Here is a 16014-nt window from a genome sequence, read left to right as displayed (position 1 = left end):
CCTCTGAGAGGCGACGCCCGTCCGGCACGGGTGCGTGTGCCCGCTCAGGGAGCGAGCCGGTACGCGTTGGTGATCGTCTCGGTCGTGGTGTTGCCCGCCGTGTCCTTCAGACTCACGCGGTACGACACGGCCTTGGCCGTCGCCGGGTGGCGCACGCTCGCCGAGCGTGCGCCCTCGGCGCCGGTCGTGACGGGGGCCGACTTCCAGGTGGTGCCGCCGTCGTAGGAGACCTTGACCGTCAGCGAGTCGATCCTGCCGCTGCCCGCGGCGGCGCCGGCCACCTTCAGCGGCACGGTCAGCGTGCCACCCGCCGGGGCCGTGCCGTCGAGCGCCAGTTTCGGCGCGAGGCGGACGGTGGACAGGGGCAGGTCGGTGGGCTCGTCGGGGGTCTTCGCCGAGCTGAACGTCCAGGCCACGGAGACCTTCGTGCTGGTCCTGGTGTCCTTCGCCGCGCGGCTCGCCTCCATGGTCAGACGGTAGGAGGCACGGGCGCTCGGAAGGTCCGCGAAGAGCGCCCCGGGTTCACCCGTCGCCAGGGTGCGGCCGCCGGACTCCAGGCGGCTGAAGCCCCCGGTCACGGGCGAGTCGCCCGCGTGCCCCGCCCCGTCGTTGAACAGCCGTACGTACGCGTCCATGGAGTTGCCCGCACGGCGCGCGCCCTGACCGTCGTCGGCCTTGAGGTCGGGACCGACGACGCCGGTGTTGAAGTTCAGCGTGTAGCGCTTGCCCGCCTTGTACGTGGTCGGGTCGGTGCCGTAGCTGATGCGCGGCTCGCCCGCGTCGTCGAGCTGCGCCATGGACCAGATCCAGCGCACACCCGCGGTGTTGACGTAACTCGTGCTGGACGCGGGGAGGCTCAGTGTGGTCAGCGGCTGAGTGCTCGGGCCGAAGTCGTTCGCGCCGACGGGGACGGCGGAGAGAGTGCCCTTGCGGCGGGCGGCGGAGGCGCCGAGACCGAGCTTCACCTCGGCGACCTCGGCCTTGGTCGTGGCGTGCTTCAGACCGGTGAACCAGCTGCCGGTACGGGGGAAGGCCAGCCGGTAGTCGACCTTCTTGCCCGCCGTGCCAGGGACCTTCCAGACACCGTTGTACTGGGCGTTGAAGGTGGCCGACGACGAGCCGAGCCCGGCGGTGCGGACGACGGTGCCGGGGCCGAGGTCCCAGTTGGCGGCGACCCCGACGAGCGGGTCCTCGTAGCTGATGTTCGACGTGACGAGGCGCGCCGCCCGGTCCGGTGCGGTGACGGCGACCGGCTCGGCCTTGCGGGAGTCCAGCGTGAGCGTGGTCCTCGCGGCCACCTTCAGTTTCGGCTGGACGAAGACCGCGAAGCTGTCGGGGCCGTGGATCGAACTCTCCAGGACGTAGGTGCCCTTGGGAAGGCGCACGGTGACCGTTCCGCCGGTGGTGGGGACCTCGGTCTTCTGCTGCGTGGAGCGTTCGGTGAGCGTGGTGGCGAAGCTGCCGGTGCTCGCCCCGTTGATGTTGAGGTGCTTCAGCGTGACGTCGTACGACTCGGCCTCGCGCTCGACGACGAGCCCGGTGCGCACCGACTGGCCGTCGCCGCTCGCAAGAACGGTCCCGCCGAAGGTGCCGTCGGTGCTGCCGAGCTTCGTGTCGACGGTGACGGTGGTCTTCGCGGTGCCACCGGCCGGGACGGTCAGCTCGGCGTCCTTGATGGTGAACATGCCTGCCGGAGCGGGGCGGCCGCCGGGGCCGACCGCGGTGGCGGACAGCGCGAGCGTGACGGGCCTCGTGCCCAGGTTGCGGTAGGTGAGCGTCTTGCGTACGGGCTTGTCGTCGGTGTGCGGCCAGGACTGCGTGCCGAAGCCGAGCGTGCCGGGCTGGGAGACGACGGACGCGGAGACGGCGCGCGTCAGATCCACGCGGCCCGCTCCCTGCTGGTACGCGTCGAGCGTCCGGATGGGCTTGGCGGAGCCGGTCAGTGCGGCCTTGAGCTGCGGGCCGGTCCACGTGGGGTGCTCCTGGAGGAGCATGGCGGCGGCTCCCGCGACGTGCGGGGTCGCCATCGAGGTGCCCGACATGGAGGTGTAGCCGTCGCCGTCGCCCTGGTCGGCGAGGTGGGTGGAGCGGGCGGCGGTGATGTCCTCGCCGGGGGCGGTGAGGTCCGGCTTGGCGACTCCGTCGGCCGTCGGGCCGCGGCTGGAGGTCTCGGCCATCCTGTCGCGCTTGTCGACCGAGCCGACGGTGAGGGCGTCGGGGGCGCTGCCGGGCGCGTTCAACGTCCGCGGGCCGGGGCCGTCGTTGCCCGCGGCGATGACGAAGAGCGCCTTGTCGGAGAGCCGGTCGACGGCCTCCTCCAGGGGTTCGGTCCCCGGCGTGTCCAGGCTGCCGAGGCTCATGTTGACGATCTTCGCGTCGTTGTCGACGGCCCACTGCATGCCGGCGGCGATGCTGGAGTCGGTGCCGTAGCCGTCGTCGGCGATGACCTTGCCGTCCAGGACGCGGACGCCGGGGGCCACGCCCTTGTACTTGCCGCCGGACTTGGCTCCGGAACCCGCGAGCGTCGAGGCGACGTGCGTGCCGTGGCCGAGGCGGTCCTTGGCGTCGGGGGACTCGGTGAGGTTCTTCTCCGCGATCTCGACGTTCTTCAGGTCCGGGTGCGTCTGGTCCACGCCGGTGTCCAGGACGGCCACCTTGACGCCCTTGCCGGTGTATCCGGCCTGCCACATGGTGGGGGCGCCGATCTGCGGCACGCTCTTGTCGAGGGTGGCGCGGACCTTCGCGTCCAGCCAGACGTGCGCGACCTCCGGGACGACGGCGGCACGGGCGTTCGTGCGGCCGCCCGTGCCCCGGGTGAGCGCCGACCACAGGTCCGCCGCGCCGGACTTGGGCGTGTCGAACGCCTCGCCGCCCAGCGCGGGGAGGACGCGGCGGTCACGGGCGTGGCCCTGGAGGGTGTCGGCCGCCCTGAGGCGGTCGGACCGTCCCGGCCGGTATCCGACGATCAGCGGGAGCGACGCACGGTGCGCGTCGTCGTACTTGTCCTCGACGAGCTGCGTGACGTCGAAGAGCCGCCGGTCGAGCCTGCCCGCCGAGATCAGGTCCTGGGCGTCCTGCGGCACGACGTAGGTGTGCCCGGCCTCGCGCCGCACGGAGATCGTGACCTTCTCGCGGCCCTCGCCGCGGAGGATCCGGACGACTTTGCCGCTCTGTGCGCCGCCGTGCGCGCCGCCGTGCGCGACGCCGTTCGCGACGCCGTTCGCGCCGTCTTTTGCGCCGTCGCTTGCGCTGCCGTTCGCGCTGGCTTTTGCGCTGCCCTTCGCGCCGTCTTTTGCGCTGCCCTTCGCGCCGTCTTTTGCGCTGCCCTTCTGGCCGCCCTGCGGACCGCGTGCGGCACCGTCTCCTGTTTCGACCACCACTCGGTCGCCGGTGATGAGTGTGACGGTCGCCGTCTTGCCGTGCTCGGCGCGCCGCCCGCTGCCGGTGCCCGCGGGCGCGCCCTTGCCAGTGGCCGTGCTCGCGGCCGTGCCCGTGTCCGCGGTGCGGTCCGACGGTGCCCCGGCGTCGGCTGCCGCCGCGCCCGTGAGCAGCGCTCCGGACACCACGACGGCCATCGCCGCCGCCCCCACCCTTGCTATGCCTGTCACCCGAATTGCCCGTCCCTTGAGCGTGTACGTGTGCTGCTGTGTCGTTATATGTGTGGGCGAGCGTGCTGACGCGTACGTGTACGCGTGCGCGCTCGCCGATGAGATCTCCCGTAACACGCGATCTTCGATACGCGTGGTTCTCCGGAGACAGTAGAGATTACGGGGAACGTCGGCACACGTGCCGCCATAGGTACTCAAGGGCACTCAAGTCGCCCTTGCGGGCACACTTCCGCGGCGCCCCTGCCCCACGCGGCACGGCCCCCTGCTGCACCCCGCTGCCGATGAGGGACGCCGTGGTGCAAGGATCAGGCCCGTGAACAGTGATATCGCCGTGATCGACAACCCCGTGGCCGAGTCCCTGCTCGGGCCGCACTCGCCTCTGGGCCGCCGACTGGGGCAGGCTGCCACGTACCTGCCGGGAGTCTCGACCTTCTGTGCGCTGCCGACCAAGCCCGAGGCGGCCGACTGGTCCGATCTGGCGGAGCTGCTCGGCAGCGGCGGCTTCGCCGACATGTTCAGCAACCCTGCGGTCCCGCCGCCGGACTGGGACCCGGTGTTCGAGCTCGAGGGGCGGCAGATGATCTGGCCCGAGGGGCTCCCCGCCGGTGCCGGGGAGGCGGCGGCCGACGCCGAGACGGTGGAGCTGGGCCCGGACGACGTGCCCGAGATGCTCGACCTCGTCGCGCGGGCCGCGCCGGGACCGTTCGGGCCCCGCACCTGTGAACTCGGCGTCTACGTCGGCATACGCGTACAGGGAGACCTGGTCGCGATGGCGGGCGAGCGGCTGCGGCCGCCGGGCTGGACCGAGATCAGCGCCGTGTGCACGGCACCCGAGGCGCGCGGCCGGGGCCACGCCGGCCGCCTGGTGCGGGCTCTGGTCGAACGCATCCTGTCCCGGGGCGAACGGCCGTTCCTGCACGTGGCAGACGCGAACACCGGCGCCGTCGCGCTCTACGAACGGCTCGGTTTCACCCACCACGCGGCGGTGACCTTCCGCGGGTACCGCACTCCTTGACCTCGCACGCCTAGGATCGTCGGAGATCGGGGGCGGGGACAGGGGCACGGTTGGGGTCGGGGTCGGGGTCGGGGTTGGGGTCGGTGTCGGGGTCGGGGTCGGGGTCGCGGTGGGGATCGGGACCGGGATCGGAGCGGATCATGAAGGCTCTGCGCTGGGAGGCGCTGGGAGACACGGCTCGGCGCCCTGCCGTGGTGCTGCTCCACGGCGGTCCGGGGCTGCCGGACTACCTCGGCGAACTCGCCCCCATGGTCGCGGACATCGCGCCCGTCTACCGGTACGACCAGCGTGGCACGGGCGGATCCCCGTGGTCGGGCACCCACTCCCTCGCCCGGCACGTCGACGATCTCGCCGAGCTGCTCGACGCGTGGGACGTGCCGAAGGCCGTGCTCATCGGCCACTCCTACGGCACCGACCTGGCGAGCAGGTTCTGCCTGCGGCACTCCGACCGCGTCGCCGCGATGCTGCTGATGTGCGGGCCGTTCGTGGGTGACTGGCGGACCGGGTACCGGGCGGAGCGCCGCCGCCGCATGTCCGCGGCGCAGCAGGAGCGGCTCGACGCGTTGGCGGAGCTGCCGCAGCGTACGGAGGAGCAGGAGGTCGAGCTGCTCACGCTGTCCTGGTTCACCGATCACGCCGATCCAGGGCGCGGATGGCACTGGGCGGCCCAGGACGCCCGGCGGCGGCGCCCGGTCAACTGGTCCATGAACAGGCAACTCGGCAGGGACGGCCGTGCGGACCCGCTCGACGCGCACCTCACCGACCTCCGCGCGTGCCTGCCCGCCCGGACCGAACTACTCGGCGGGACCGAGGACCCCCGTCCGATCGCGGCCCTCGAAGCGCTGGCGCTGCGGCTCGCTCTTCCGCTGACCCGGATCGAGGGGGCGGGGCACGAGCCGTGGTTGGAACGGCCCGACGAGGTGCGTGCGCAGCTGCGGCGCTTCGTGGGAGGGGCCGTGGCGGGCTGACGTCGTGGCGGGCTAGCGCCGTGGGCGCTCGCTGCTCTGGGGCCCGAGGCTCGGCCAGGCCACGTCGTCCACCGTCAGGAACGGTTCGCTCACCACGGTCGCCGGGGTCCTACCCGTGAACGTCATGACGTCCCGATGCAGATGGGACTGGTCGCAGTAGCCGCCGTCCGCGGCGACTCGCGCCGCGCCCGCGCCCGCGACCAAGCGGTGTACGGCGTGATCGAAGCGCACCAGCTTCGCGGCACGCTTGGGCGGGATGCCGAGCTGCGCGTGGAACCGCGACCACAGTCGCTTGCGGCTCCACCCGAGTTCGGCTGCCAGGTGGTCCACGCGTACGAGGCCCTTGCCCGCGGTGATCCGCCGCCAGGCCCAGGCCACCGCGGGGTCCACGGGCGACCGCGTCGCGCGGCGGCGGGCGAGCAGCGCGTCCGTGAACGCGAAGCGCCCCTCCCAGGTGGGGATCGCACCCAGTTGCTCGCGGATCCGGGCCGCCTCCCGGCCCCACAGATCGTCGAGCGACACCATGCTTCCGGCCAGGTCTGCCGGGCAGACCCCCAGAGTCGCGCCGGCGACCACCGGGGACAGACGCACCTGCACACACGCGACATGTTCACCCCACGCCCGCACCCCGCCACCGGATCCGAATCCGGGCCCGGCGACCACACTTCCCGGATGCCGCCGCCCGACACCGTCGTCCAGGGTGGATCTGCCCGCCCCGAACTCGAGGATCAGCATCACGGCCGGGTGAGGAATCACCCGCAGGCTGTCGACGGGCAGGCCGGGGACCTGGAAACCGGTCATGTCGACGCCGGGTGTCCGGCTCGGCCGCCGTGGCCGCGCGACACCCCACAGCGCGGGATCCCCTTGCTCGTCCTGTTCCCTCTGCGCCCCCTGTTCCCCTTGCGCCCGCCGTTCCCCTAGCTCCCCCTGTTCGCCTTGCTCCCCCTGTTCGCCTTGCTCCCCCTGTTCGCCTTGCCCCCTGTGCCCTCTCTGCTTCCTCAGCTGTTTCGCCGCGGTCCTCGTACTCACCACCACCACGTGCGCTGCGCTCCCCATGGTCCGCATGCTAAGCGGGCCGCGCGGGGAACATTTGTCCAAGCCGCCGGAGCGGGTCCCTGGCGACAGTGGGCCCATGACTCCTTCCGACGAACACCCGCAGGTGGACGGCACATTCGGCGCCACCGACGAGACGGTCCTGCCCATGGAGCACGGTGACGTCCGCGTGCTGCGGGACGGCCCCCTCGATGCCCCCGTACTCCTGCTCGTCCACGGATCCGCGGCGTCGAGCCGCTCGTGGGACGCGCTGACACCGCTGCTGTGCACGCACCATCGCGTCATCCGCGTCGACCTGCCGGGACACGGCGGCTCCGCCGAACCGCCGGGCGGCGACTACACACTTCCCGAGCAGGGCCGCAGGATCGGCGCGGTGCTGGACCGGCTGGGCGTCGAGCACGTCGTGGCCGTCGGCCACTCCAGTGGCGGCTACGCCGTCACCGCTCTCGCGGAGCAGCGACCCGACCTGGTGACCGCTCTCGTACTCATCAACACGGGCCCCGGACTTGACGCCTTCATCGCACCGGAACGTCCTCCGTTCAGCCCGGAACAGTGGCCGCCGACCGACGAGCAGATCCGTGTGTTCGCACGCACCGGCTTCCGGGAGGGGTTCCGGGTCCCCCAGGAACTCGTCGACGAGTTGCGCGGTATGAGCTTCCACGCGGTCGCCGCGGCGATGCAGGCCGCCACCGACTACCTGCGTCTGCAACCGCTCCCCGATCGGCTGACGGCTCTCGGCAGACCACTGCACGTGATCTTCGGCGAACTCGACCGCCGCTGGCGGCCCTCCTCCGCGGCTGACTACCGCGTGGTTCCGGGTGCGAGAGTCGACTTCCTGCCGGACGCCGGACACACCCCCATCCTGGAGGAACCGCAGCGGACGGCGGCGCTGCTCCTCGCCTCCACCGGAACTCCGACTGCCGAGGCGCCGCAGGGTACTTGACCGGGCCCGGCCGGCGGCGCTCTCCCTCCGGGACGCTCAGGTCGCCTCGGCCAGCGCCCGTTCGAGGAGGAACTCCGCGGCCACGCGCGCGTGGCGGCCGTAGTCCGGCTCGTTCAGGACCATGGCGCGACTGGCGGCCCCGTCCGCGAGGGTCACCAACTGCTCGGCGAGCGGTCCTGGTTCGGCGCAGCCCAGCTCGGTAACCAGCTCGGTGACCAGCTGCGCCATCAACAGCTTCTGTTCGCGGGCGTAGACGTGGATCGGGTTCCGCGGGTCGGGGAACTCCGCCGCGGCGTCGATGAAGGGGCATCCCCGCACGGCCGCCGAGTCGACGGCCGCCACGTCGACGGCGGGCGCATCGGCGGGAGGAGAGGCTGCGAGCGAAGAGGCCGCGGGCGGAGAGGCGGCGGGCGGAGAGGCGGCGAGGGGCGCGTCGAACAGCCGCAGGATCCGCTCCCGAGGGTCGAGGTCGGCCCGAGTCAGGACGCCCCCCAGAGTGCTTCCCGACGAGGCGAGCGCTTGCAGATGGGCGAGCACCAGGTCGCTCTTGGTCCGGAAGTGGGCGTAGAGCGTGCGCTTGGAGACCGGCGCCTCCTCCGCGACCTGCTCCATGCCGGTCGCGGTGATGCCCTGGCAGGCGAACAGCCGGTCGGCGGCGGCCAGGATGCGCTCTCGCGCGCCGTTCCCCCGCCGCGACGGCTCCCCGTCACGCGCTCCTGTGGCCTTCGTTGTTCCCTTCTCGGCACCCATGCAGCCAAGTATACGGCCGCGTTTACTTCTGGCGACGCAAGCGGTTAGAGTCGGAAACCGCAGAAGTAAACGTGACCGTTTACCACCCGGCGACCACCCGAGGAGTGCACATGGACCTGCCCCGCCCCACCGAGCTGAGCGGCAGCACGGAGAAACTGATCCGCAGCCGGCACGCCGTCCGCGCCTTCCGACCCGATGCCGCCGTACCTCCCGAGACGATGCGCGCGATCTTCTCGCTGGCGGGCGCGGCCCCGTCGAACTCCAACGCGCAGCCGTGGCGGGTGGAGGTGGTCAGCGGCGCGGTGCGCGACCGCCTCGCGGAATCCCTGCGGGAAGCCCACGCCACTCAGCGCACTTCCGTCGACTTCTCGTACGAAGAGGCCATGTACTCGCCCGCACAACAGGAGCGACGGGCCGCGTTCGGCGCCCAGCTGTACGGCACCCTGGGCATCGCCCCCGCGGACCACGCGGCGCGCGCGGCCTACGACGCGGAGAGCCTGCGGTTCTACGGCGCGCCGCACGTGGCGTTCCTCTTCGTGTCCGACAGCGACGACGCACGACTGGCCGCGGACGTCGGCGCCTATATGCAGACGCTGCTGCTCGCGATGACGGGATATGGCGTGGACAGCTGCCCTCAGGGTCTGCTGAGCTTCTACGCCGACACCGTGCGCGACGAACTCGGCATCACCGGCGGGAAGCTGCTCGTGGGGGTCTCGTTCGGCTACGCCGATGACACCGCGGCGGTGAACCGGGTGACCACCGGGCGCGCCGCGCTGGAGGCGACGACGACATTCCACGGCTAGGACTCGACGGAATCACCGCGGCATCACCCGCATCGACCGGAACGCCCAGATCGACCGGAACAATCAGATCGGCTGGAACAACCGGAACAGCCGGAACAACCGGAACCACCAGGAGGGATTGCCGCGCCCCCTGCTGGCGCCATGAATTACCTCGCGGCACCACCCGCCGCGCGAGTAGCATCAACCCCTTGACCTGCACATATCCACAGATCGAACCACTCCGGGCGCCAGCGACACCAAGCATGGCATCACAAATGGCTCGCCATGGCACCATACATGTGCCATGATGGCATCACGAACAACGCACCCCTGGTCTCACCGATCGCGGGGTGCGCGTTCCGCGCAGTGAGCCGTCGAAGGGGTGGGCAGGGCATGAAGAGAGCACAGAGCCAGGAGCAGGCGGCGCCCGGCGCGTTCGTGGCTTTCGCCCGCTTCGTGCTCTGCGGCGGCGGGGTGGGAGTCGCCTCCAGCTTCGCCGTGGCGGCCCTCGCCTCCTGGATCCCCTGGGTCCTCGCCAACGCCCTGATCACCGTGGTCTCCACGCTCCTCGCCACCGAACTGCACGCCCGCTTCACCTTCGGCGCGGGCGGGCGCGCGACCTGGCGCCAGCACGTCCAGTCGGGCGGGTCCGCGGCGGCCGCGTACGCGGTGACATGCGTGGCGATGTTCGCCCTCCAGCAGTTGGTGGCGGCGCCCGGAGCGATGCTGGAGCAGGTCGTCTATCTGTCCGCGTCCGCCCTCGCCGGTGTCGTGCGGTTCGCGGTACTGCGGCTGATCGTCTTCGCCCGGCACCGCTCGCAGGCCGCGGCCACGGCCCGCACCCCGCGTCCCGTGCCCGCGGCCCTGACCGCCGCCCCGGCTCCGACCGGCCCCGCCGCACTCTGCCGAGCCGCCTGACCGCCCCGCCCCCAGGGGTCGTTCCGGGGGCTTCCGGACTGCATCAGGTCAGCGGGAGGCACCGGTGGTGCGGCGCGCGAGCGCTGCTCCGCCGAGCGGAACCGCGCACGCCATCTCGGTGACAGGTACACGTACGATCATCACGCGCCCTCGGGCGTGAGCACAGGCACAGCAGAACTGGAGCACCCTTTGAAGAAGCGTCTCATCGTTCCCGCGGTCGTCGCGGCCCTGTCGCTGACGGGGTTCGTACCGGCGTCCGCCGCGACCGTCGCGACCGCCCACCAGGGCGGCACCGTGGCCGCCGCGCAGAGCGGCACCGTGGCCACCGCCGCCGCGGCGAAGTGCAAGGCCCTCAAGTCGCTGAGCACTCTCAACATCCGCAAGAAAGCCACCACCAAGTCCACCATCCTCGGCACCTGGCCGAAGAAGGCCAAGGGCTGCGACATCTCGGGCACTCTCGGCGGCACGTACAAGAACACCTGCGGAATCGCCAAGTACAACGGCTGGCGCAAGGTCAACTACAGGGGCACCGTGGGTTACGTTCCCAACGTCTGCGTCGTGTACGTGTAGCAGCACCGCTCCGGCGAACGCCGCACTGGTCGCAAGTCACCGACCGGTGCGGCGTCACACAGTCCCAACCGGCCTGCCACGCACCTGGACGAGCCCGGCCGTCAGGCCCTCGTCCCCGCCTGGTGGTGTCATGGACCCATGGACGAGCTGACACCCATACGCGAGGTCGCGGACCGTTTCGGCCTTCCCCTCTCCACCTTGCACTACTGGGAACGGCGCGGGCTCGTGGAGCCGCACCGGCGGTCGGGGCGGAGGTACTTCGACTCGGAACAGGTCTACCGCGTCGCGCTGATCCAACTGTGGCGGGAGACCGGTCTGATGTCCGTCGGCGAGATCCGCACGCTGCTCCAAGGGGACGCCGGGCCCGTCCCCGGTCCCAGCCCGAGCCCCCGTGCCGGCACGGACACCAACCCCGACCCTGGCACCAGCCCCGGCACCGACTGGCGCCAGACCGTCCTCGGTCGTGTCGCGGCCCTCGACGCCCACATCGCCCGGCTCGGCGCGGCCCGCACCTACCTCACCCACCTGCTCTCCTGCGACCACGGGCCCGACCTGGAGCGGTGCCCCGACTTCCGGGCCACCGTTCCCGGCGTACGCCCTCCCGCTCAGGCCACTGGCCCGTCCGCCTGAACGTCCCTGCGCAGCACGGGCAGGGCGTGTCGCGCCTCCGGCAGGTCGTAGAGCGCGTCCAGGGCCGGGCGCTGCGCGGCGTACGCCGTCACGAGCCCGGCGAACTGGTGCTCGTCGGCGGGCAGCCGTGCCCCGGCGAGAAGGCCGCGCACGATCAGGGGCAGGCAGTGCCCGTCCTCCGTGGTGTCCGAGTTATTCGGTGTCTCAGGGGTGCACGGGTTCTCCGGGTTTTCCGGGGTCCACGGGGTGTCCGGGGTCTGCGCGGTGCGCGGCGTCTCCGGGGTGGCGTGCGGTCCGCTCATTCGTGCGGCTCCTCGTCCGTCGTGCGGGCCGGGTCGCCCGTCCGCTCCCGCGCGTACGCGGTGCGGTCGGGGGTGCGCAGGTGCCAGTCCGTTTCCCGCTGGAAGGCGTCCCCGGTCCGCAGGACCGTCGCCTCGGCCGCCACCGGACCCGCCACGTGCAACGACAGCGGAAGCCCGGCCTCCGTGAAGCCCATGGGGAGCGCGAGGACGGGGTTGGCCAGCGGATTCCAGTACGGCGTATGGACCTTGCCGAAGACGCCCGCGTGGTCCTGGTGCCCCGCGTCGTCGGCGAGGGCGTCGAAGAGCGGCGCCCCGATCGACGCGGTCGGGCACACGATGACGTCCACGTCCGCGAACAGCGCGTCCACGGCGTGCTGCGCCACTGTCCGCACCCGCTGCGCCTGGACGTAGTCCGCGCCGGTCACGAGGGCGCCCATGGCGAGCAGCCCGCGCGAGGCCACGCAGTAGTCGTCCCAGCGGCGGGACAGATCGGTGCGGTGCTGGGCGAGGCCCTCGGCCGCCACCGTCACGAAGGTGGCGGTGATCAGTTCCCGCCAGTACGGCAACCGCACCTCCACCACGCGCGCGCCGAGCCCGGTGAGCACCCCCACGGCCGCGTCGAACACCCCGGGCAGGGCGGGGTCCCCGTCCGCGGGGAAGTGGTGCTCCCGGACGACACCGACCCGTACTCCTGTGAGATCGGCGTCGAACCGCGGTTCCGTATACGGGACGTACCAGGTGTGCGAGATATGCGAGAGGTGCGAGGCGCGTAAGGCGTACGAGGTGTACGAGGCGTGCGGAGTGCCGGAGCGGGCGTCCCGTACGGGAGCCAGCGCCGCCAGGACAGCCGAACAGTCCCGTGCGCTGCGGGCGATCGGGCCCACGCGGTCAAGGCTGTACCCGAGAGGTACGCAGCCGGACACGGGAACCCGTCCGAACGTCGGCATGAGTCCCGTGACACCGCAGAACGCGGCGGGCATCCGGATGCTGCCGCCGGTGTCGCCGCCCAGGGCCGCCGCGAACATCCCGGCCGCCACCCCGCTCGCCGAACCCGAACTGGAGCCCCCGGCCCAGCGGTCGGTCCGCCAGGGATTGCGCGGGAAAGGGAACGGCTTGTCCTCCTGCGGCAGTCCGATGCCGAACTCCATGGCCGTGGTCTTGCCCGTGAGCACCGCGCCCGCCGCGCGGAGCCGGGCCACCACGGGGGCGTCGCGTCCGGCCCACCGACTGTCGTCGTGGACCAGGCTCTGTGCCGTCGTCGGCCCGTCGGCGACCGCGACGGTGTCCTTCACGCCGAACGGAATGCCGTGCAGCGGTCCCCGGTCCAGGCCGCGCGCCAACTCCTCGTCCGCGCGCCGGGCCGCGGACCGGGCCTCCTCGTCGAAGCGCCTGAGGTACACGCCCAGCGCGGCGTCCGCGTGTTCGGCCTCCGCGATGGCCGCCTCCACGAGTCCGACGCTGGTCACCCTGCCCTCGCGCAGCGCCTCGGCAGTCGCCGTGAGGGTCGTCGCCCGCCCTCTGACTGTGCCCGTGTCCTTGTCCGTGCGCATGACCATGGTTCACCTCCCCGTACACGCCGTCTGGCCGACGGCCGGTGAAGCAACCGTTCCAACTCAAGCCGGGTTGAACGCAACCGCCCGCACCGTGTCCGAGATCACCTTCCGCTCCGCGGACAGCGCTGCCCAAGAAGCCGGGGACCCTCTAACGTGACCTGTGCAGCTGGTTCGCCCTGTCCGCCAGGCAGACGCGTCGTAAGAGGGAACCCGGTGGGAATCCGGGACTGCCCCGCAGCGGTGAGTGGGAACGAACGCCGTCATACGCACTGGACCCGGCCGGGTCTGGGAAGCGACGGCCAGTAGGAGTCTGCTTCGGCAGGCGCGTCCACGAGTCCGAAGACCTGCCCGTTGCCCGCACGTGACCGATCGCGTGCGGACATCTCGGTGACCTCGTGGGCGGGTCGGCGTACATACCGGCGGAGAACCGTGTCAGTACGAGCACGCGCGTTCACTCCGCCCGGTTCGTCATCCCTTCGCGTCCGTGTCCCGTCACCGGGATCCTCAGGAGTCATCTCGCGAAGGAGATTTCCGTGACAGCGAAGCCCGCAGCCGCGGCAGCACGGGCCACCGTGTACGGCTACCCCCGCCAGGGTCAGAACCGTGAACTAAAGAAGGCCGTCGAGGGCTACTGGAAGGGCCGCGTCACCGCGGACGCCCTCCGGGGGACCGCGGCGGACCTGCGCCGCTCCGCCTGGCAGCAGCTGGCCGACGCAGGCATCCACGAGGTGCCGACCGGTGATTTCTCGTACTACGACCACGTCCTGGACACCAGTGTCATGGTCGGCGCCGTCCCGCCACGACACCGTGCGGCCGTCGACGCCGACGCGCTCGACGGGTACTTCGCGATGGCCCGCGGCACCCAGGACGTGGCGCCGCTGGAGATGACCAAGTGGTTCGACACCAACTACCACTACCTGGTGCCCGAGTTGGGGCCCGACACCGTCTTCACGGCCGACTCGGCCAAGCAGGTCACCGAGCTGAAGGAGGCCCTCGCGCTCGGTCTCGCCGCCCGCCCCGTCCTGGTCGGCCCGGTCACCTACCTCCTCCTGGCCAAGCCCGCGCCCGGTGTCGCCGCCGACTTCGAGCCGCTGACGCTCCTGGACCGCCTCCTTCCCGTATACGCCGAGGTCGTCGCCGACCTGCGCGCGGCCGGCGCCGAGTGGGTGCAGCTGGACGAGCCCGCTCTGGTGCAGGACCGCACCCCGGCCGAACTCAACGCCGCGACCCGCGCCTACCGCGACCTCGGCGCCCTCACCGACCGGCCCAAGCTGCTCGTGGCGACCTACTTCGACCGGCTCGGCGACGCGCTGCCCGTCCTCGCGAAGGCTCCCGTCGAAGGCCTCGCCCTGGACTTCACCGATGCCGCCGCCGCCAACCTCGACGCGCTCGCCGCGGTCGGCGGACTGCCCGGCAAGCGCCTGGTCGCGGGTGTCGTCAACGGCCGCAACATCTGGATCAACAACCTCGAGACCTCGCTGTCCACCCTCGGCACGCTCCTCGGCCTCGCCGACCGGGTCGACGTCGCCGCTTCCTGCTCCCTCCTGCACGTCCCGATCGACGCCGCGGCCGAACGCGACATCGACCCGCAGATCCTGCGCTGGCTCGCCTTCGCCCGGCAGAAGACCGCCGAGATCGTGACGCTCGCCCGCGGCCTCGCCCAGGGCACCTCGGCGATCACCGCGGAACTGGCCGCCAACCGCGCCGACCTGGCCTCCCGCGCGAACTCCGCCCTCACGCACGACACGGCCGTACGGGCCAGGGTCGCCGCGATCACCGACGCCGACGGCCGCCGCTCCCAGCCGTACGCGCAGCGCACCGCCGCCCAGCGGGCCCACCTGAGGCTGCCGCTGCTTCCGACGACGACCATCGGCTCGTTCCCGCAGACCGCGGAACTGCGCGCCGCCCGCGCCGACCTGCGCGCGGGACGCATCGACGACGCCGGTTACGAGCAGCGCATCGAGAGCGAGATCCGCGACGTCCTCGCCTTCCAGGAGCAGGCAGGGATCGACGTCCTGGTGCACGGCGAACCCGAGCGCAACGACATGGTGCAGTACTTCGCCGAGCAGCTCACCGGCTACCTCGCCACCCAGCACGGCTGGGTCCAGTCGTACGGCACCCGCTACGTCCGCCCGCCGGTCCTCGCGGGTGACATCTCCCGGCCCGAGCCGATGACGGTGCGCTGGACCGCGTACGCGAACTCCCTCACCGAGCGTCCGGTCAAGGGCATGCTGACGGGCCCGGTGACGATGCTCGCCTGGTCCTTCGTCCGCGACGACCAGCCCCTCGGCGACACCGCACGCCAGGTCGCGCTCGCCCTGCGCGACGAGGTGAACGACCTGGAGGCGGCCGGGACCTCGGTCATCCAGGTCGACGAGCCCGCGCTGCGCGAGACGCTGCCGCTGCGCGCCACCGACCACGCCGCGTACCTGGCCTGGGCCACCGAGTCCTTCCGGCTCACGACCAGCGGAGTCCGGCCGGAGACACAGATCCACACGCACATGTGCTACGCCGAGTTCGGTGACATCGTCCAGGCCATCGACGACCTCGACGCCGACGTCATCAGCCTGGAGGCGGCCCGCTCGCACATGCAGGTGGCCCGGGAACTCGCCGCCCACGGCTACCCGCGCGAGGCGGGCCCCGGTGTCTACGACATCCACTCCCCCCGCGTGCCCGACGCCGACGAGGCCGCCGCCCTGCTCCGCAAGGGACTTCAGGCCATTCCCGCCGAGCGGCTCTGGGTCAACCCCGACTGCGGCCTGAAGACCCGCGGCTGGCCCGAGACCCGCGCCTCCCTGGAGAACCTCGTCAGCGCCGCCCGCACCGTCCGGAACGAACTGCCCACCTCCTGACCTTCCCCGATCCAACTCCCGGCCGGGGCGCGCCCCCACGCGCCCCGGCCCACCGGAAAGGGTGAACTTG

The 16014-nt window shown here is 71.9% G+C and carries 13 protein-coding genes and 1 riboswitch; of the genes, 8 read left to right on the top strand and 5 right to left on the bottom strand.

Translation table 11 applies throughout. The features are described 5' to 3' along the window. Nucleotides 1-44: 44 nt before the first annotated feature. Nucleotides 45-3608, bottom strand: a complete 3564-nt coding sequence (locus GPA10_RS11845; RefSeq protein WP_157165453.1) for a S8 family serine peptidase — start codon at nucleotides 3606-3608, stop codon at nucleotides 45-47. A 313-nt stretch (nucleotides 3609-3921) separates the two neighbouring features. Between GPA10_RS11845 and GPA10_RS11840 the strand changes: the two genes are divergently transcribed. Both GPA10_RS11840 and GPA10_RS11830 read left to right on the top strand, forming a co-directional pair. Continuing rightward, nucleotides 3922-4623: a GNAT family N-acetyltransferase gene (locus tag GPA10_RS11840; RefSeq protein ID WP_343040692.1), complete on the top strand. Its 702-nt coding sequence runs from the start codon at nucleotides 3922-3924 to the stop codon at nucleotides 4621-4623. Nucleotides 4624-4763: 140 nt separating this feature from the next. Next, nucleotides 4764-5591 (top strand): alpha/beta fold hydrolase, encoded by an 828-nt coding sequence (locus GPA10_RS11830; RefSeq protein ID WP_157165452.1) that lies wholly within the window; start codon nucleotides 4764-4766, stop codon nucleotides 5589-5591. A 12-nt stretch (nucleotides 5592-5603) separates the two neighbouring features. Here the strand turns inward: GPA10_RS11830 and GPA10_RS11825 are convergent, their stop codons facing one another. After that, on the bottom strand, nucleotides 5604-6392 hold the full coding sequence (locus GPA10_RS11825) for a helix-turn-helix domain-containing protein (protein WP_157165451.1): 789 nt from the start codon (nucleotides 6390-6392) through the stop codon (nucleotides 5604-5606). A gap of 331 nt (nucleotides 6393-6723) precedes the next feature. On the opposite strand from GPA10_RS11825, the gene GPA10_RS11820 reads away from it, so the two are divergent. After that, nucleotides 6724-7587, top strand: coding sequence for an alpha/beta fold hydrolase (locus GPA10_RS11820; RefSeq protein ID WP_157165450.1), 864 nt, complete (start codon nucleotides 6724-6726; stop codon nucleotides 7585-7587). A 36-nt stretch (nucleotides 7588-7623) separates the two neighbouring features. Here the strand turns inward: GPA10_RS11820 and GPA10_RS11815 are convergent, their stop codons facing one another. Next, nucleotides 7624-8337, bottom strand: a complete 714-nt coding sequence (locus GPA10_RS11815) for a TetR family transcriptional regulator (RefSeq protein WP_157165449.1) — start codon at nucleotides 8335-8337, stop codon at nucleotides 7624-7626. A 110-nt stretch (nucleotides 8338-8447) separates the two neighbouring features. Here GPA10_RS11815 and GPA10_RS11810 point away from each other — a divergent pair, with 110 nt between their 5' ends. From GPA10_RS11810 to GPA10_RS11795, 4 genes are all read left to right on the top strand, one after another. Continuing rightward, the gene (locus tag GPA10_RS11810; protein ID WP_157165448.1) at nucleotides 8448-9140 is read left to right on the top strand and encodes a nitroreductase; all 693 of its coding nucleotides are present in this window, start codon (nucleotides 8448-8450) and stop codon (nucleotides 9138-9140) included. A 372-nt stretch (nucleotides 9141-9512) separates the two neighbouring features. After that, a complete protein-coding gene (locus GPA10_RS11805; protein ID WP_157165447.1) occupies nucleotides 9513-10037 on the top strand; it encodes a GtrA family protein in 525 nt (174 codons plus the stop codon). Between the two features lie 189 nt (nucleotides 10038-10226). Beyond that, nucleotides 10227-10607, top strand: a complete 381-nt coding sequence (locus GPA10_RS11800; protein ID WP_157165446.1) for a hypothetical protein — start codon at nucleotides 10227-10229, stop codon at nucleotides 10605-10607. A gap of 138 nt (nucleotides 10608-10745) precedes the next feature. After that, entirely contained in the window at nucleotides 10746-11237 is a 492-nt protein-coding gene (locus tag GPA10_RS11795) for a MerR family transcriptional regulator (protein ID WP_157165445.1), read from the top strand. Here GPA10_RS11795 and GPA10_RS41675 read toward each other — a convergent pair. Both GPA10_RS41675 and GPA10_RS11785 read right to left on the bottom strand, forming a co-directional pair. Further along, nucleotides 11213-11539 carry a hypothetical protein gene (locus GPA10_RS41675; RefSeq protein WP_198351571.1) on the bottom strand — a complete coding sequence of 109 codons (327 nt, stop codon included), beginning with the start codon at nucleotides 11537-11539 and terminating at the stop codon, nucleotides 11213-11215. The genes GPA10_RS11795 and GPA10_RS41675 overlap by 25 nt on opposite strands. Beyond that, on the bottom strand, nucleotides 11536-13095 hold the full coding sequence (locus GPA10_RS11785) for an amidase (protein WP_246259017.1): 1560 nt from the start codon (nucleotides 13093-13095) through the stop codon (nucleotides 11536-11538). The genes GPA10_RS41675 and GPA10_RS11785 overlap by 4 nt, the downstream gene beginning before the upstream one ends. Nucleotides 13096-13242: 147 nt before the next feature. Beyond that, a riboswitch (cobalamin riboswitch) is annotated at nucleotides 13243-13458 on the top strand. A gap of 167 nt (nucleotides 13459-13625) precedes the next feature. On the opposite strand from GPA10_RS11785, the gene metE reads away from it, so the two are divergent. After that, nucleotides 13626-15944, top strand: coding sequence for a 5-methyltetrahydropteroyltriglutamate--homocysteine S-methyltransferase (gene metE, locus GPA10_RS11780; RefSeq protein WP_343040690.1), 2319 nt, complete (start codon nucleotides 13626-13628; stop codon nucleotides 15942-15944). Nucleotides 15945-16014: the final 70 nt, after the last annotated feature.

Origin of the sequence: Streptomyces typhae, from assembly GCF_009755605.1 — a bacterium.
GTDB lineage: Bacteria > Actinomycetota > Actinomycetes > Streptomycetales > Streptomycetaceae > Streptomyces > Streptomyces typhae.
This window is presented reverse-complemented; position numbering and strand designations above follow the sequence as displayed.

Coding starts and splice junctions, on each gene's coding strand:
- GPA10_RS11830 (WP_157165452.1), top strand. CDS start 4,764: ATGAAGGCTCTGCGCTGGGAGGCGCTGGGAGACACGGCTCGGCGCCCT.
- GPA10_RS11825 (WP_157165451.1), bottom strand. CDS start 6,392: ATGACCGGTTTCCAGGTCCCCGGCCTGCCCGTCGACAGCCTGCGGGTG.
- GPA10_RS11820 (WP_157165450.1), top strand. CDS start 6,724: ATGACTCCTTCCGACGAACACCCGCAGGTGGACGGCACATTCGGCGCC.
- GPA10_RS11815 (WP_157165449.1), bottom strand. CDS start 8,337: ATGGGTGCCGAGAAGGGAACAACGAAGGCCACAGGAGCGCGTGACGGG.
- GPA10_RS11810 (WP_157165448.1), top strand. CDS start 8,448: ATGGACCTGCCCCGCCCCACCGAGCTGAGCGGCAGCACGGAGAAACTG.
- GPA10_RS11805 (WP_157165447.1), top strand. CDS start 9,513: ATGAAGAGAGCACAGAGCCAGGAGCAGGCGGCGCCCGGCGCGTTCGTG.
- GPA10_RS11795 (WP_157165445.1), top strand. CDS start 10,746: ATGGACGAGCTGACACCCATACGCGAGGTCGCGGACCGTTTCGGCCTT.
- GPA10_RS41675 (WP_198351571.1), bottom strand. CDS start 11,539: ATGAGCGGACCGCACGCCACCCCGGAGACGCCGCGCACCGCGCAGACC.
- GPA10_RS11785 (WP_246259017.1), bottom strand. CDS start 13,095: ATGGTCATGCGCACGGACAAGGACACGGGCACAGTCAGAGGGCGGGCG.